General features: G+C 74.1%; 13 protein-coding genes. 10 read left to right on the top strand and 3 right to left on the bottom strand.

What is annotated here, in order from left to right; all coding sequences use genetic code 11:
• Nucleotides 1-78: 78 nt before the first annotated feature.
• From O2V61_RS10810 to O2V61_RS10795, 4 genes are read left to right on the top strand one after another with little or no spacing between them, the layout of a single operon-like run.
• On the top strand, nt 79-1113 hold the full coding sequence (locus O2V61_RS10810) for a LacI family DNA-binding transcriptional regulator (RefSeq protein ID WP_269184264.1): 1035 nt from the start codon (nt 79-81) through the stop codon (nt 1111-1113).
• Nucleotides 1114-1128: 15 nt separating this feature from the next.
• The gene (locus tag O2V61_RS10805; protein WP_269183311.1) at nt 1129-1902 is read left to right on the top strand and encodes a (Fe-S)-binding protein; all 774 of its coding nucleotides are present in this window, start codon (nt 1129-1131) and stop codon (nt 1900-1902) included.
• A complete protein-coding gene (locus O2V61_RS10800) occupies nt 1899-3380 on the top strand; it encodes a LutB/LldF family L-lactate oxidation iron-sulfur protein (RefSeq protein WP_269183310.1) in 1482 nt (493 codons plus the stop codon). The genes O2V61_RS10805 and O2V61_RS10800 overlap by 4 nt, the downstream gene beginning before the upstream one ends.
• Nucleotides 3381-3435: 55 nt before the next feature.
• Nucleotides 3436-4068, top strand: a complete 633-nt coding sequence (locus tag O2V61_RS10795; RefSeq protein WP_269183309.1) for a LutC/YkgG family protein — start codon at nt 3436-3438, stop codon at nt 4066-4068.
• A 5-nt stretch (nt 4069-4073) separates the two neighbouring features.
• On the opposite strand, the gene O2V61_RS10790 is transcribed toward O2V61_RS10795, so the two are convergent.
• Nucleotides 4074-5663: an LCP family protein gene (locus O2V61_RS10790; protein ID WP_269183308.1), complete on the bottom strand. Its 1590-nt coding sequence runs from the start codon at nt 5661-5663 to the stop codon at nt 4074-4076.
• 245 nt (nt 5664-5908) lie between these two features.
• Here O2V61_RS10790 and O2V61_RS10785 point away from each other — a divergent pair, with 245 nt between their 5' ends.
• Both O2V61_RS10785 and O2V61_RS10780 read left to right on the top strand, forming a co-directional pair.
• On the top strand, nt 5909-6871 hold the full coding sequence (locus O2V61_RS10785) for an acyl-ACP desaturase (RefSeq protein ID WP_269183307.1): 963 nt from the start codon (nt 5909-5911) through the stop codon (nt 6869-6871).
• 32 nt (nt 6872-6903) lie between these two features.
• Complete coding sequence (locus O2V61_RS10780) at nt 6904-7707, top strand: exodeoxyribonuclease III (protein WP_269183306.1); 804 nt, start codon at nt 6904-6906, stop codon at nt 7705-7707.
• A gap of 6 nt (nt 7708-7713) precedes the next feature.
• On the opposite strand, the gene O2V61_RS10775 is transcribed toward O2V61_RS10780, so the two are convergent.
• The gene (locus O2V61_RS10775) at nt 7714-8097 is read right to left on the bottom strand and encodes a hypothetical protein (protein ID WP_269183305.1); all 384 of its coding nucleotides are present in this window, start codon (nt 8095-8097) and stop codon (nt 7714-7716) included.
• A gap of 150 nt (nt 8098-8247) precedes the next feature.
• Between O2V61_RS10775 and O2V61_RS10770 the strand changes: the two genes are divergently transcribed.
• Nucleotides 8248-9708, top strand: coding sequence for an HNH endonuclease signature motif containing protein (locus O2V61_RS10770; RefSeq protein ID WP_269183304.1), 1461 nt, complete (start codon nt 8248-8250; stop codon nt 9706-9708).
• Nucleotides 9709-9746: 38 nt separating this feature from the next.
• On the top strand, nt 9747-10892 hold the full coding sequence (locus O2V61_RS10765; protein ID WP_269183303.1) for an SPL family radical SAM protein: 1146 nt from the start codon (nt 9747-9749) through the stop codon (nt 10890-10892).
• Between the two features lie 16 nt (nt 10893-10908).
• Here O2V61_RS10765 and O2V61_RS10760 read toward each other — a convergent pair whose 3' ends face one another.
• Nucleotides 10909-11760 (bottom strand): PP2C family protein-serine/threonine phosphatase, encoded by an 852-nt coding sequence (locus tag O2V61_RS10760; RefSeq protein ID WP_269183302.1) that lies wholly within the window; start codon nt 11758-11760, stop codon nt 10909-10911.
• 123 nt (nt 11761-11883) lie between these two features.
• On the opposite strand from O2V61_RS10760, the gene yaaA reads away from it, so the two are divergent.
• Nucleotides 11884-12648, top strand: coding sequence for a peroxide stress protein YaaA (yaaA, locus tag O2V61_RS10755; RefSeq protein ID WP_269183301.1), 765 nt, complete (start codon nt 11884-11886; stop codon nt 12646-12648).
• A 42-nt stretch (nt 12649-12690) separates the two neighbouring features.
• A complete protein-coding gene (locus O2V61_RS10750; protein WP_269183300.1) occupies nt 12691-14109 on the top strand; it encodes an amidase in 1419 nt (472 codons plus the stop codon).
• Nucleotides 14110-14129: the final 20 nt, after the last annotated feature.

Below are 14129 nucleotides of genomic sequence, written 5' to 3'. Positions count from 1 at the left end.
TTCACAAGGTGCTGTGCGCCACAGTAGGATGCTGCGTGCGAGCGGTCAACGGGCCGACCGGGAACCGAGGGGGCAGCGCTGACCGCCAGCATCCGGGACGTCGCCGTCCACGCCGGCGTCTCGGTCGGCACGGTCAGCAACGTGCTCAACCGGCCCGACACGGTCAGCCCCGGGACCCGGGAACGGGTGCTGAGCGCCATCTCCGCGCTGGGCTTCGTGCGCAACGAGTCGGCCCGCCACCTCCGGGCCGGCCGCAGCCGCACCATCGGGCTGGTGGTGCTGGACATCGCCAACCCGTTCTTCACCGACGTCGCCCGCGGGGTCGAGGAGGTGGCCAACGCGCAGGGGCTGTCGGTGATCCTCTGCAACTCCGACGGCCGACCGGAGAAGGAGGCCGCCCACCTGGACGTGCTCACCGAGCAGCGGGTGCGGGGCGTCGTCCTCACCCCGACCGCGGAGCTGTCCCCGCAGATCGAGACGCTCCGGCAGCGCGGCGTGCCGGTCGTGCTGCTCGACCGCCGTGCCCCCGGCCCCGACCAGTGCGCCGTCGCCGTCGACGACGTCCTCGGCGGCCGGCTGGCCGCCGACCACCTGCTCGAGCGCGGGCACCGCCGGATCGCCTTCATCGGCGGCCCGGGCGGCCTGCCCCAGCTGCAGGAGCGCTACCGGGGGGTCGTCGCCGCCGTCCGCGAGGGCACCGGCTCCGACGACGCGCTCACCGTGATCACCCCGGACACGCTGACCGTGGCCGGTGGCCGCGAGGCGGCGTCCCACGTCCTCGGACTGCCCGCCGGCCTGCGCCCCACCGCCGCGGTCTGCGCCAACGACCTGCTGGCGATGGGCGTGCTGCAGGAGATGGTGCGCCAGGGGGTCCGGGTGCCCGACGACGTCGCCATCGTCGGCTACGACGACATCGACTACGCCGCAGCCGCCGCCGTCCCGCTGACCTCGGTCCGCAAGCCCCGCCAGGAACTGGGTCGCCGCGCGGCGGAGCTGTTGCTGGACGAGGCTGCGGCCGAGGGGCACCAGCACGACCAACCCGTCTTCGAGCCGATGCTCGTCGTCCGCGAGTCCAGCATGGTCCGGCGCCCGCGCCCGACCGTCGCGAGCTGAGAGGAGGAGCCGCCCGTGAAGGTCGCGCTCTTCGCCACCTGCCTGGTGGACACCCTGACCCCCTCGGTGGCCCGGGCCACCGCCACGCTGCTGCAACGGCTGGGGCACGAGGTCGTCGTGCCGCCGGGTCAGTCCTGTTGCGGGCAGATGCACGTCAACACCGGCTACCGCCGGGAAGCGGTGCCGATCGTCGCCAACCACGTGCGCGCCTTCGCCGGCGCGGAGGCGATCGTGGCGCCGTCGGGGTCCTGCGTGGCCTCCATCCACCACCAGCAGGCCGAGGTCGCCCGCCGGGCCGGTGAGCACCGGCTGGCCGACGAGGCCGAGGAGCTGGCCGGGCGCACCTACGAGCTGTCCCAGTTCCTGGTCGACGTGCTGGGGGTGACCGACGTCGGCGCCTACTACCCGCACCGGGTCACCTACCACCCGACCTGCCACTCGCTGCGGCTGCTGAAGGTGGGCGACCGGCCCTACCAGCTGCTGCGGGCGGTGCGCGGGCTGGAGCTGGTCGAGCTCCCCGGCGCCGAGCAGTGCTGCGGGTTCGGCGGCACGTTCGCGGTGAAGAACGCCGACACCTCCACCGCGATGCTCACCGACAAGATGGCCAACGTCCTCGGCACGCACGCCGAGGTCTGCACCGCCGGGGACGCCTCCTGCCTGATGCACATCGGCGGCGGCCTCTCCCGGCTCCGGGCCGGCACCCGCACGGTGCACCTGGCCGAGATCCTCGCCTCGACGGAGGAAGCCGTGACCCCCGATCAGCAGACCCGTCCGGCGGTGTCGGCATGACCGCCACCGTGCCCCCGAAGGCGCCCACGTTCCTCGGCCTGCCCACCGCCCCCCGCGGCGTCGGCCACCTGCGCGGCGACCAGTCCTTCCCGGACGCCGCCCGTGGCGCGCTGCGGGACGGGCAGCTGCGGGCCAACCTCGGCCACGCCACCAGCACGATCCGCGGCAAGCGGGCCGGCGTGGTGGCCGAGCTGCCGGACTGGGGGCAGCTGCGCGAGGCCGGCCGGGCGCTCAAGGCCGCCACCATGGCCCGCCTCGACGACCACCTGGAGGAGCTCGAGCGCCAGGTCACCGCACGCGGCGGCGTCGTCCACTGGGCCCGGGACGCGAACGAGGCCAACGAGATCGTCACCCGGCTGGTGCAGGCCACCGGCACGTCCGAGGTGGTCAAGGTCAAGTCGATGGCCACCCAGGAGATCGGCCTGAACGAGGCGCTGGAGGCGGCCGGGCTCGACGTCTTCGAGACCGACCTGGCCGAGCTGATCGTGCAGCTGGGGGAGGACAAGCCCTCACACATCCTGGTGCCGGCGATCCACAAGAACCGCGCCGAGATCCGGGAGATCTTCGCCCGCACCATCCCCGGCGTCGACCCCGACCTCACCGACGACCCCCGGCAGCTGGCGATGGCCGCCCGCACCCACCTGCGGGAGCGGTTCCTGCGCGCCCGGGTGGCGGTGAGCGGGGCGAACTTCGCCGTCGCCGAGACCGGCACGCTCACCGTGGTGGAGAGCGAGGGCAACGGGCGGATGTGCCTGACCCTGCCGGAGACGCTGATCACCGTCATGGGCATCGAGAAGGTGGTGCCCACCTGGCGCGACCTCGAGGTGTTCCTGCAGCTGCTGCCGCGCTCCTCCACCGGCGAGCGGATGAACCCCTACACCTCGACCTGGGCCGGCGTGACCCCCGGCGACGGGCCGCAGGAGTTCCACCTGGTGCTGCTGGACAACGGCCGCACCGCGGTCCTCGCCGACGAGGTGGGCCGCGAGGCGCTGCACTGCATCCGCTGCTCGGCCTGCCTGAACGTCTGCCCGGTCTACGAGCGGGCCGGCGGGCACTCCTACGGCTCGGTGTACCCGGGGCCGATCGGTGCGGTGCTCTCCCCGATGCTGACCGGGGTGGAGGACAACGCCTCCCTGCCGTTCGCCTCCTCGCTCTGCGGCGCCTGCTACGACGTCTGCCCGGTGGCGATCGACATCCCGTCGATCCTGGTGCACCTGCGCGCCGAGCACGTCGAGGCGCAGGAACGGCCGACGGCGGAGGCGGTCGCCTTCCGCGGCCTGGCGAAGGTCATGTCGCACCCCCGGCTGTGGCACCTGGCCCAGCGGGCGTCCCGGCTCGGCCGGCTGATCGCCCGCGGGAAGCCCACGTTGCCCAACGCGCTGCCGCCGCCGGTCTCCAGCTGGACCCGCAGCCGCGACCTGCCCACCCCGCCGAAGGAGACCTTCGTGGAGTCGTGGGTCCGGGAGCACGGGTCGTGACCGGGCAGGGCGCCACGGGCCGACGTTCCACGTGCAACACGACAGGAGGACGACGGTGAGCGCACGCGAGGAGGTGCTGTCCCGGGTGCGCCAGGCCCTGGGGGCGGACCGGACGCCGCCGGAGGAGGTGGTGCGCGACTACCGGCTCACCGATGGCCGCCCGGCCGGCGCCCCGGCGCTGCTGGAGCTGCTGGTCGACCGGGTGGAGGACTACCGGGCCACGGTGCTGCGCTGCGCCCCGGCCGAGGTGGGCGCCACCGTCCGGGCCGCCCTGGACCAGGGGCTGGGCAGCGGGTGGTCGGCCGGCGACGTCGTCGTCGCCCCGGGACTGGCCGAGGACTGGCGGCCGGCCGGCTGCGACGTCGACGACGACCGGCCGGCGGTGCAGCTCGCCGACCGGGCCGCCTCGGTCACCGCCGTGGCGGTGGCGGTCGCCGAGACCGGCACCCTGGTGCTGGACGGCTCCCCGGCCTGCGGCCGGCGGGCGCTGTCCCTGCTGCCGGACTGCCTGGTCTGCGTGGTGACCGCCGACCAGGTGGTGGGCAGCGTGCCCGAGGGGCTGGCCCGGCTGGACCCGCTGCGCCCGCTGACGATGGTCAGCGGCCCCTCGGCGACCAGCGACATCGAGCTGCAGCGGGTCGAGGGCGTGCACGGCCCGCGCACGCTCCTGGTCGTGCTGGCGGGCTGACGGCGTCAGCCGTTGCGGGTGGGGGGCTCCCCCTCCGCGCGGGCGGCCTGCGCCTGTGCCGGGTCGTAGGCGCAGGCGTCACCGACCTCGGCGGCCGGGTCCGGCTCTGGTGGCGCGGCGCTGGTCGCGCCAGGCGACGAGGTCGCGGACGCGTCGTCCGCCGGCTCGCTCTCGGCGGGCTCGTCCGCGGGCTCGTCCGCGGGCGAGGAGGTGTCCGCGGACGGGGTGTCCGACGGGCCGTCCAGCGCCTGCTGCACCAACGCGCGGATCCGGTCGTAGTCCGGGTAGGCCGGGTCGATCACCGTGTCGTCGAAGACGACGCTCCGGATCTCGGCGTCCTTGACCTCGAACGCCAGGTCGACGAGCTCGTCCAGGCGGGACTGGGGCACGTCGGTGGACACGATGTCCTGGGTGGTCGCGGCCAGCTGCTGGAACCGGGTGAGCAGGGTGACCGGGTTGGCGGCGTCGACGATCGCGCCGATCACGCACCGCTGGCGGTCCATGCGCTGGTAGTCGGAGAGGCCGAACCGGCCGCGCGCGTAGTCCAGGGCCCGGGTGCCGTCCATGTGCTGGTCCGGGCCGGGCGCGATGTAGTCGTCCGGCAGGATCCCGAGCGTCGGCTCGCCACCGATCGGCACGTAGTAGTTGACGTTCACGTCGATGCCCCCGAGCGCGTCGACCAGCCGGCTGAAGCCGTCCAGGTTGACCAGCACGAAGTAGTCGATCTCCAGGCCGAGGGCCTCGCCGACGCCGAGCTTCAGGAAGTCCGCGCCGGGGTCATCGGTCGGGCCGAGGACGTCGGGGTACCAGGCCGGGCCGTTGCGGTAGACGGCGTTCAGGATGGACTCGGCCTCGGACCCGGCGTCGAAGCCGTCGGGGTAGACCTCGCCCAGCGGACTGTCCTCGGGGAAGGGGAGCTCCTGCAGGTTGCGGGGCAGGCTGAACAGCGTGGTGGCGCCGGTGTCGGTCTGCACGTTGGCGACGATCACCGTGTCGGTGCGCACGCCCTCGCGGCCCTCGCCGCCGTCCCCGCCCAGCAGCAGGAAGTTGACCTCCTCCCGGTCACCGAAGGGGTCGGGGTCGTCGGAGGAGTCGGTGACCGTGGCGCTCTCCCGGTCGGCGAACACGTTGTCGAGCAGCTGGGCCTGGGCATCGGCGATCCGCACGGCCCACACGGCGGGCATGACCACCCCCGCGCACAGGGTCAGGACGACGACCGCGCCGAGCACGTGTTGCCATGCTCGCGTACGGCGCGGCAACAGCAGGGCGTAACCGATCAGCACGACGAGCAGCCAGGCCACCGCGAGAGCGACGATGCCGCCGATCACCCACCGCAGGGCCGTCGAGTCGACGGCCACCGCGATCACGTCGCGCAGACCCGTGGTGGCCAGGTAGGCCACCCCACCGAGCAGGACCATGAACACGACGACGACCACCGCACCGAGCCGGCGCCGCCCGGTGGCCAGGAAGGCGGAGCCGGGGACCAGGGCACCGACCACGGTGAACAGCAGGGCCGGGCCGAAGCCACGGACGGTGTGGGGACCTCTCCGCCTGCCGTGCCGACCGCCCTGCCGGGTCGCTGGTTCGTCGCTCACGCGGCAGCCCCGTGCATCGCGGATCCGGTCATCCGGCCATGATCGCACCGTTTCGGCCTCGGATCACGGGCTCGGCGGACGGCCTCACCCCCGGGAGCGCAGGCCGTGTGCCCGGTCACACCTCGATGTCTGGTGCGGTCACCCCCGGGTACGGAAGGGTCAGACGCGACCGCAGTCGGCCACCGCACGTCGGCACGGTCCGCGTGGATCACCACATCGCAAGTACCGGACCGAGGAGGTCGATCGTGTCCCACACGTCGCGCGAGGCAGCACTGCTCAGCGAGCTCGAGCCGGTGGTGGAGGAGAACCTGAACCGCCACATCGGGCTGGCGCAGGAATGGCACCCCCACGACTACGTCCCGTGGTCGCAGGGACGGGACTTCGCCTTCCTCGGCGGCGAGGACTGGTCGCCGGAGCAGTCCCGGCTGGACGAGACCGCCAAGGCGGCGATGTTCACCAACCTGCTCACCGAGGACAACCTCCCCAGCTACCACCGGGAGATCGCCACCCGCTTCGGCCGCGACGGCGCCTGGGGCACGTGGGTCGGCCGCTGGACGGCGGAGGAGAACCGGCACGGCGTCGCGCTGCGCGACTACCTCGTCGTCACCCGCGGGGTCGACCCCGTCGAGCTCGAGCGGGCCCGGATGGACTACATGACCTCGGGCTACGACTCCGGCGACAAGACCCCCCTCGAGGCGGTCGCCTACGTCTCGTTCCAGGAGCTCGCCACGCGGGTGAGCCACCGCAACACCGGCAAGGCCACCGGCGACCCGATCGCCGACCAGCTCCTCGCCCGGATCGCCAAGGACGAGAACCTGCACATGGTCTTCTACCGGAACATCGTCTCCGCGGCCTTCGAGATCGAGCCGGACAAGACCATGCGGGCGGTCGCCGACGAGGTGATGCGCTTCGAGATGCCCGGCGCCACCATGGCCGGTTTCCGGAAGAACTCCGTGCTCATCGCCAAGGCCGGCATCTACGACCTGCGTCTGCACCACGACGAGGTCATCCAGCCCGTGCTGCGCGCGTGGAAGGTGTTCGAGCGCACCAACCTCGGCCCCGAGGGCGAGCAGGCCCGCGAGGAGCTCGCCCGGTTCCTGGTCGGCCTCGACGCCCAGGCCACCAAGTTCGTGGAGAGCCGGGACCGGATGCGCGCCCGCGTGCAGGCCCGCCAGGACACCCCGCTCACCCCCCTGCCCCAGGCCTGACGGGGAGCGAGCCTCACCTAGGCTCGGCACCCGTGCGCCTGGCCACCTGGAACGTCAACTCCATCCGCAGCCGAGTCGACCGGGTGGAGGCCTGGCTGCAGCGCAGTGACTGCGACGTCCTGGCGCTGCAGGAGACCAAGTGCAAGGACGAGCAGTTCCCGGAAGACCGGTTCCGGGCGCTGGGCTACGACGTCGCCCACGTCGGCCACTCGCAGTGGAACGGCGTCGCGCTGCTCTCCCGAGTCGGGATCAGCGACGTCCAGGTCGGCTTCCCCAGCATGCCCTCGTGGTCGTCGAAGGAGGGCGTGGAGCCCGCCCAGGAGGCCCGTGCACTCGGTGCGGTCTGCGGCGGGGTCCGGGTGTGGAGCCTGTACGTGCCCAACGGCCGCACGCTGACCGACCCGCACCTGCAGTACAAGCTCGAGTGGCTGGAGGCGCTGCGGGTGCACGCCGGCGGATGGCTCACCGAGGACGCCGAGGCGCAGGTGGCGCTGGTCGGCGACTGGAACATCGCCCCGCAGGACGACGACGTCTGGGACATCTCGGTGTTCAGCTCCTCCACGCACGTGTCCGAGCCCGAGCGGGCCGCGTTCCGGGGCGTGGTCGAGGCCGGCTTCACCGATGTCGTCCGGCCGTACACGCCCGGGCCGGGGGTCTACACCTACTGGGACTACACCCAGCTCCGCTTCCCCCGCCGCGAGGGCATGCGGATCGACTTCGTGCTCGGCTCGCCGGCGCTGGCGCAGCGGGTCACCGGAGGCAGGATCGACCGCGAGGAGCGCAAGGGCAAGGGCGCCAGCGACCACGCCCCGGTCGTCGTCGACCTGGCCGACTGAGCCAGCTCAGTCCCGATCGGGCGCCGACACCAGGTGCACGATGCTGGCCGGACTGGTGATCCAGAAGGCTGCCGTGGTGCCCAGTGGCTCGATCTCGTCGCAGCGGGCCACTCCGTGGGCCGCCAGGCGGTCGGCCGCGGCTGCGGTGTCCTCGGTCGTCACCTGCAGCCAGAGTTCCGCCTGGCTCACGCCGGGGACCCGGTCGATCCACAGCCGGTTGGCGCCGAACTCGAAGCCCACCGACTCCGGACCGGTGTCGAACGGGTTGGCCAGCTCCCGCAGCCCGAGGGTCTCCCGGTAGAACCGGACGGTCTCTTCCCACTGGTGGGGCGGCACCTTCATGGCGATGTTGCGGCCACCCCTGAAGTCCGGGCCAGCTGATGCGGCCATGACACCCCCTCGGTTCGGTCGGTGGCGTCATCCTCGCTGACCGCGCTGCACCACTGCATCCTCGGACCATGTCCGCCGTGACGGTTCCGCGGAACCGTCACGCGCGACCGAGCTGCACTTCTGTCAGCGGTCTCCCCTACGTTCGAACACATGATCGAGAAGCTGATCACTCCGCTGCCGCTGCCCGTCGCCCCCCTCGTCACCACCGACTCGATCGAGCCGATGGAGCCGATCGAAGCGCTCGGTGATCGGATCTGCGCCGGCGCGGTGCAGCTGGCGGCGGCGTCGGCCTCCTGGTTGCGGCTGGTCGCCGAGTTCGACGAGCGGGAGGGCTGGGGAGGCGTCGGCATCACCTCGTGCGCGCACTGGCTGGCCTGGAAGTGCGCGCTGACGCCGGGGACGGCCCGGCAACACGTCCGCGTGGCGCGGGCACTGCGTGCGCTGCCACTCACCAGCGCCGCCTTCTCCGCCGGTGAGCTCTCCTACTCGAAGGTGCGCGCACTGACCCGGGTCGCCGAACCGGGCACCGAGGCCGAGCTCGTCGAGTTCGCCCGGCACGCCACCGCCTCCCAGGTGGAGCGCACCGTGCGGGCCTGGCGCCGGGCCGACGACGTCGACGCGGGCCGGGTCGCCGACCGGCGACGGTTCTCCTGGTGGACCGAGGACGACGGGATGGTCTCGGTGCAGGTGCGGATGGAGGCCGAGCAGGGCGCCGAGTTCCTCGCCGCGATCGAGTCGCTCGCCGAACGGGACGCCCGCCGGGAGCGGGCCGCCCGTCGCCGCGCCCGGGCCGCCCTGGCCGGCGGTCCCGAACCGGCTGGGGACGGTCAGGCGGCCTCCACCGGCGTCCCCGCCGCGGGAGGACGTGCCACCGGCGATCCCCCGGCCGAGGACGAGGCGGAGCCGCTGGCCGTGACCACCGAGCGCCGCTGCCGAGCGATGACCCAGCTGGCCGCGGCGGCGGCCGACGCCGACCGCCGCGCCGGGGACCCGCCCCGTCGCGAGGTGGTCGTCGTCGTGGACGCCGCGGTGCTCGCCGACGACGAGGCCGCCGGGCGGGCCGCGCTGGAAGGCGGTCCGGCCCTCACGCCTGCGCAGGCGCGTCGGCTGGCCTGCGACGCGGCCGTCACCGCGATCGTCACCGACGGCCCCGAGGTGCTGGCCCAGGGCCGGTCGCGGCGATACGCCACCCGCGCCCAGCGCCGCGCACTGCTGCTGCGCGACGGCGGCTGTGCGCGACCGGGCTGCGAGGAGACGCGGCCGGAACGTCTGCACGCCCACCACCTGCGACACTGGCTGCACGGCGGCCGCACCGACGTCTCCAACCTCGTCCTGCTCTGCGACGTCGACCACGGGCTCGTCCACGACCACGACCTGGCGCTCAGCCGGCGCGGCGGCCGGCTGGTCGCCGTCACCCCGGACGGCGGGCGCCCGTGGTCCGACACCGGGGAGCGGTTCCGCGGGACCGCCCCGGACGGGCTGACGTCACTGCTCCCGTCCGCGCACCTGCTGCCCTCGGCCCTCCCCTCCGACGGCGAGCGGATGGACCTGCGGCACGTCGTCTGGGCGCTGATGGCACATCGCGACCTCGTCCGGCGACGCGCCGCCTGAGCGGAAGGACGGCCGTCCGGGGGCCGTTGCACCAGGCGATGCCCACCGCGCGCACCGCTCCCACCAGCTCCCCGCTCCCCGCCGCCCCGCTCGCCGTTCGACCTGTCACGGCTCCCACGCCGACCCGGCTGTGGACGCCGTCCCGGGTCCTCGTCACCCGTTCCGCGGCCGAACGCCCGTACGGGCAGCGGGTGCTGGCCCAGCTGGAGGCCGCGGGGGTCAGCGACATCGAACTGCTGCGCGGCGACCGGCTGCCCGCCCTGCGCGGCGACGGCGACCGGGCGGCGTTCATGGCGGCCAAGCAGACGTTGGCACTGGTGGTGCCGCCGCCCTCGCTGCGCCGGCTGCAGCCGATCGCCCCCTCGGCCGACTGGCGGTTCGACCTCGCGCAGGGCTGCCCGGCGCACTGCCAGTACTGCTACCTGGCCGGCTCGCTGTCCGGGCCGCCGATCACCCGGGTGTACGCCGACCTCGACGAGGCCCTGGCGGGCCTGGACGGCTGTGTCGGGCACGGCACCGTCACCTCCGGGTCCGCTGCCCGCGCCGGCGAGGGGACGACATTTGAGGCCTCGTGCTACACCGACCCCCTGGCGCTGGAGCACCTGACCGGCGGGCTGGCCACGGCGATCAGGCACTTCGGCACCCACGACTGGGCCGGGCCGGTGCAGCTGCGGGCCACCACCAAGTTCGACGACGTCGCCGGCCTGCTCGACCTGCCGCACGGCGGCCGGACCCGGCTGCGCTTCTCGCTGAACGCCGCCTCGGTGGCCCGCCGCTTCGAAGGGGCGACCTCGCCGGTCGCCGGCCGCATCGCCGCCCTGGGCGCGGTGGCCGCCGCCGGCTACCCCGTCGGCCTGACCATCGCCCCGATCATGCCCGGCGAGGGCTGGCGAGAGGAGTACGGCCAGCTGCTGGACGACGTCGCCGCGGCGCTCCCCACCGGTACCGATCTCACCGTCGAGTGCATCACCCACCGGTTCACGCCGGGCAGCAAGGCCACGCTGACCGACTGGTACCCGCGCACGAAGCTGGAGATGGACGAGGACGTCCGGACCACCAAGCGCGGCAAGTTCGGGGCCGTGAAGCACGTCTACCCGCGGGACACCATGACCGAGCTGCGGAGCTGGTTCACCGACGCGATCGCCGACCGGCTGCCCGCCGCCCGGTTGCTCTACTGGACGTGAGGCAGGGACGAGGCGCTCAGCGGGGGCGGTGCTGGACCAGACCGACCGGCACCGGGCCGGGCCAGACGGCCTCCAGCGCCTCGGCGGTCTCCTCGCGGAGCTCGGTGGCGGCGCCGAACGTGCACACCCGGACCGGGCCGCCGTCCGACACCGCCTCCAGGACGTCGGCGACGACGACGGTGATGTTGTCGGTGGGCGGCCCGGCCAGCGCGGCGTCCCGCAGGCGTGCGGCGGCCTCGGCGGGCGTGCCCTCGGCGGCCAGCAGGTCGCACAGCACCGCCGGCGGGACGACGTCGGACAGCCCGTCGGAGCAGACCATCACCCGGTCACCGGCGCGCGCGTCCAGCCGCAGCACGTCGACCGCGGCCACGTCGTCGTCCGCGCCGTGCAGCGCCGCGTAGACCGCCGACCGCTGGGGGTGCACCTTCGCCTCGGCCGGCGTGAGCGAGCCGGCGTCGATCAGCGCCTGCACCAGGGTGTGGTCGGTGCTGACCTGCTGCAGCTCGCCGTCCTGGAGCAGGTAACCGCGGGAGTCGCCGATGTGCAGCAGGGCCAGCCCCTCGGCGTCGACGTGCAGCACGGTCATCGTGGTCGCCATCGTCCGCAGCCGCGGGCGCTCGGTGTAGGCGGCCCGGATCCGCTCGTTCGCGCTGGCCACGATCCGCACCGGGTCGTCCGCACCCTCGCCAGTGCTGCCGTTGGCCAGTGGGGCCAGCCAGTTGACCACCAGCGAGGAGGCGACCGCACCACCGACGTTGCCGCCCACCCCGTCGGCGATGCCGATCAACTGGGGGCCGGCGACCGCGGAGTCCTGGTTGTCCGGGCGGGGGCCGCGGGTGGAGACGGCAGCGCTGTCGAGCACGAGCACCTGCCGTCACCTCCTGTCCTCACCGACCGACCGGCCTGCACTGCGAACGCAGCAGTCGCCGAACGGTAGATCACGCGACCCAGGGGCGCCCACGAACACGGCGGGCGCGGTCCCCTACCGTTCGTGCTCGTGCTCGTCCTGCTGCCGCCGTCGGAGACCAAGCACCCCGGCGGGGACGGCGCCCCGCTGGACCTGAGTGCCCTGGGCACCCCGGAGCTGAACCCCCTGCGCGAACAACTGGTGACCGCGGTGGTGTCGCTCGCCGGCGACGTCCCGGCCGCCCGGGCCGCGCTCGGCCTCTCCCCCGCCCAGGACGGCGAGATCGCCCGCAACGCCGCACTGCGCACCAGCCCGACGATGCCGGCGATCGAGCGCTACACCGGCGTCCTGTACGACGCCCTGGACGTGCGGTCCCTCGCCCGGGCCCAACGCCGCCGGGCCGCGGGGCGGCTGGCGGTGGGCTCCGCGCTGTTCGGGCTGCTGCGCGCCGACGACCCCGTCCCCGCCTACCGGCTGTCCGCGGGCAGCTCCCTGCCCGGGCTGCCGACGCTGCGGTCGCTCTGGAAGCCGGTGCTCACCGACGTGCTGATCGGCGTCGACGACCTGGTGGTCGACCTGCGCTCCGGGGCGTACGCCGAGCTGGCCCCCGTCCCGAACGCGGTCACCGTGCAGGTGCTCAGCGAGCGCCCCGACGGCACCCGGGCGGTGGTCAGCCACTTCAACAAGGCGCACAAGGGCCGGCTGGCGCGGCTGCTGGCGACCACCACGGCCGAGCCGGACTCCGTCGTCCGGTTGCGGGCGCTGCTGCGCCGGTCGGGGTTGCACGTGGAACACGACGGCCACACCGAGCTGACCCTCGTCGTCCCAGCAGCAGCGGTCACCCGCTGACCGAGGTTCCTCAGCGCTGAGACACCCAGTACGGTCGCCAGGGTGAGCGACCTCGACGAGCTGTGCACCCGTCCGGCGACCGAGCTGGTCGCGCTGGTCCGCGACCGGGAGGTCTCCGCGCGGGAGCTGATGGACGCCCACCTCGACCGGATCGAGCGGCTGAACCCGGAGCTCAACGCGATCGTCACGCTGGACGCCGAGGGCGCCCGGGCCGCGGCCGACGCCGCCGACGCCCGGCTGGCCGCCGGTGAGCCGGTCGGTCCGCTGCACGGCCTGCCGGTCGCGCACAAGGACACCCACGCCACCGGGGGCATGCGCACCACCTGGGGCTCACCGCTGCACGCCGAGACGGTGCCGGACCGCGACGAGCTCGTCGTCGCCCGGCTGAAGGCGGCCGGGGCGATCCGGGTCGGCAAGACGAACGTGCCCGAGTTCGCGGCCGGCTCGCACACCTTCAACACCCTGTTCGGCGCCACCCACAACCCCTACCGGCACGGGCTGTCCGCCGGCGGGTCCTCCGGCGGCGCGGCCGCGGCGCTGGCCGCCGGGCTGGTGCCGATCGCCGAGGGCAGCGACATGGGCGGCTCGCTGCGCAACCCGGCGGCGTTCTGCAACGTCGTAGGCCTGCGCCCCACGCCCGGCCGGGTGCCCAGCCACCCGACGGCGATCGGCTGGTCCCAGCTGTCGGTACAGGGGCCGATGGGCCGCACCGTCGGCGACGTCGCGCTGGGGCTGTCCGCACTGGCCGGCCCCGACCCGCGGGTGCCGATCTCGCTGACCGACCCCGGCGCCCCGTTCGCCGCGCCGCTGCCGACCGAGCTGACCGGCCTGCGGGTGGCCTGGGCACCCGACCTGGGCGGCCAGGTCCCGGTCGACCCGGCGATCACCGCCGTGCTGATGGAGCAGCTCGGGGTGTTCCGTGACCTCGGCGCCACCGTCGAGGAGGACTGCCCGGACCTGGCCGGCGCCGACGAGGCGTTCGGGGTGCTGCGGGCCTGGCTGTTCGAGGCGAGCTTCGGCGCCCTGGTGCGTGAGCACCCGGACCAGGTGAAGGAGACGATCCGCTGGAACGCCGCCCGGGGTGCGGCGCTGACCGGCGCCGACGTCGGCCGCGCGGAGGTCGCGCACACGGCCCTCTTCGAGCGGGTCGTCGCGTTCTTCGAGCGCTTCGACGTGCTGCTGGCCCCGACCACGCAGGTGCTGCCGTTCCCGGTCGAGCAGGAGTACCCGACCGAGGTCGCCGGCGTCCCGCAGGAGGACTACCTGGGCTGGATGCGCTCCTGCACGCTGATCTCGGCGACCGGGTGCCCCGCCCTGTCGGTGCCCGGTGGCTTCACCCCGGACGGGCTGCCGGTGGGCCTGCAGGTCATCGGTGCGCCGCGGGCCGACCGGCGGGTGCTGGAGGTCGGCCACGCGTTCGAGCAGGCCACCGGCTTCGGCCGGCGCCGTCCGGAGCTCTGACCCGCCGGGTCGAGCCGGAG

Source organism: Modestobacter sp. VKM Ac-2985, from assembly GCF_026967925.1.
Taxonomy (GTDB): domain Bacteria; phylum Actinomycetota; class Actinomycetes; order Mycobacteriales; family Geodermatophilaceae; genus Modestobacter.
Note: the sequence above shows the minus strand (reverse complement) of the source record. Positions and strands in the feature narration are given on the sequence as shown.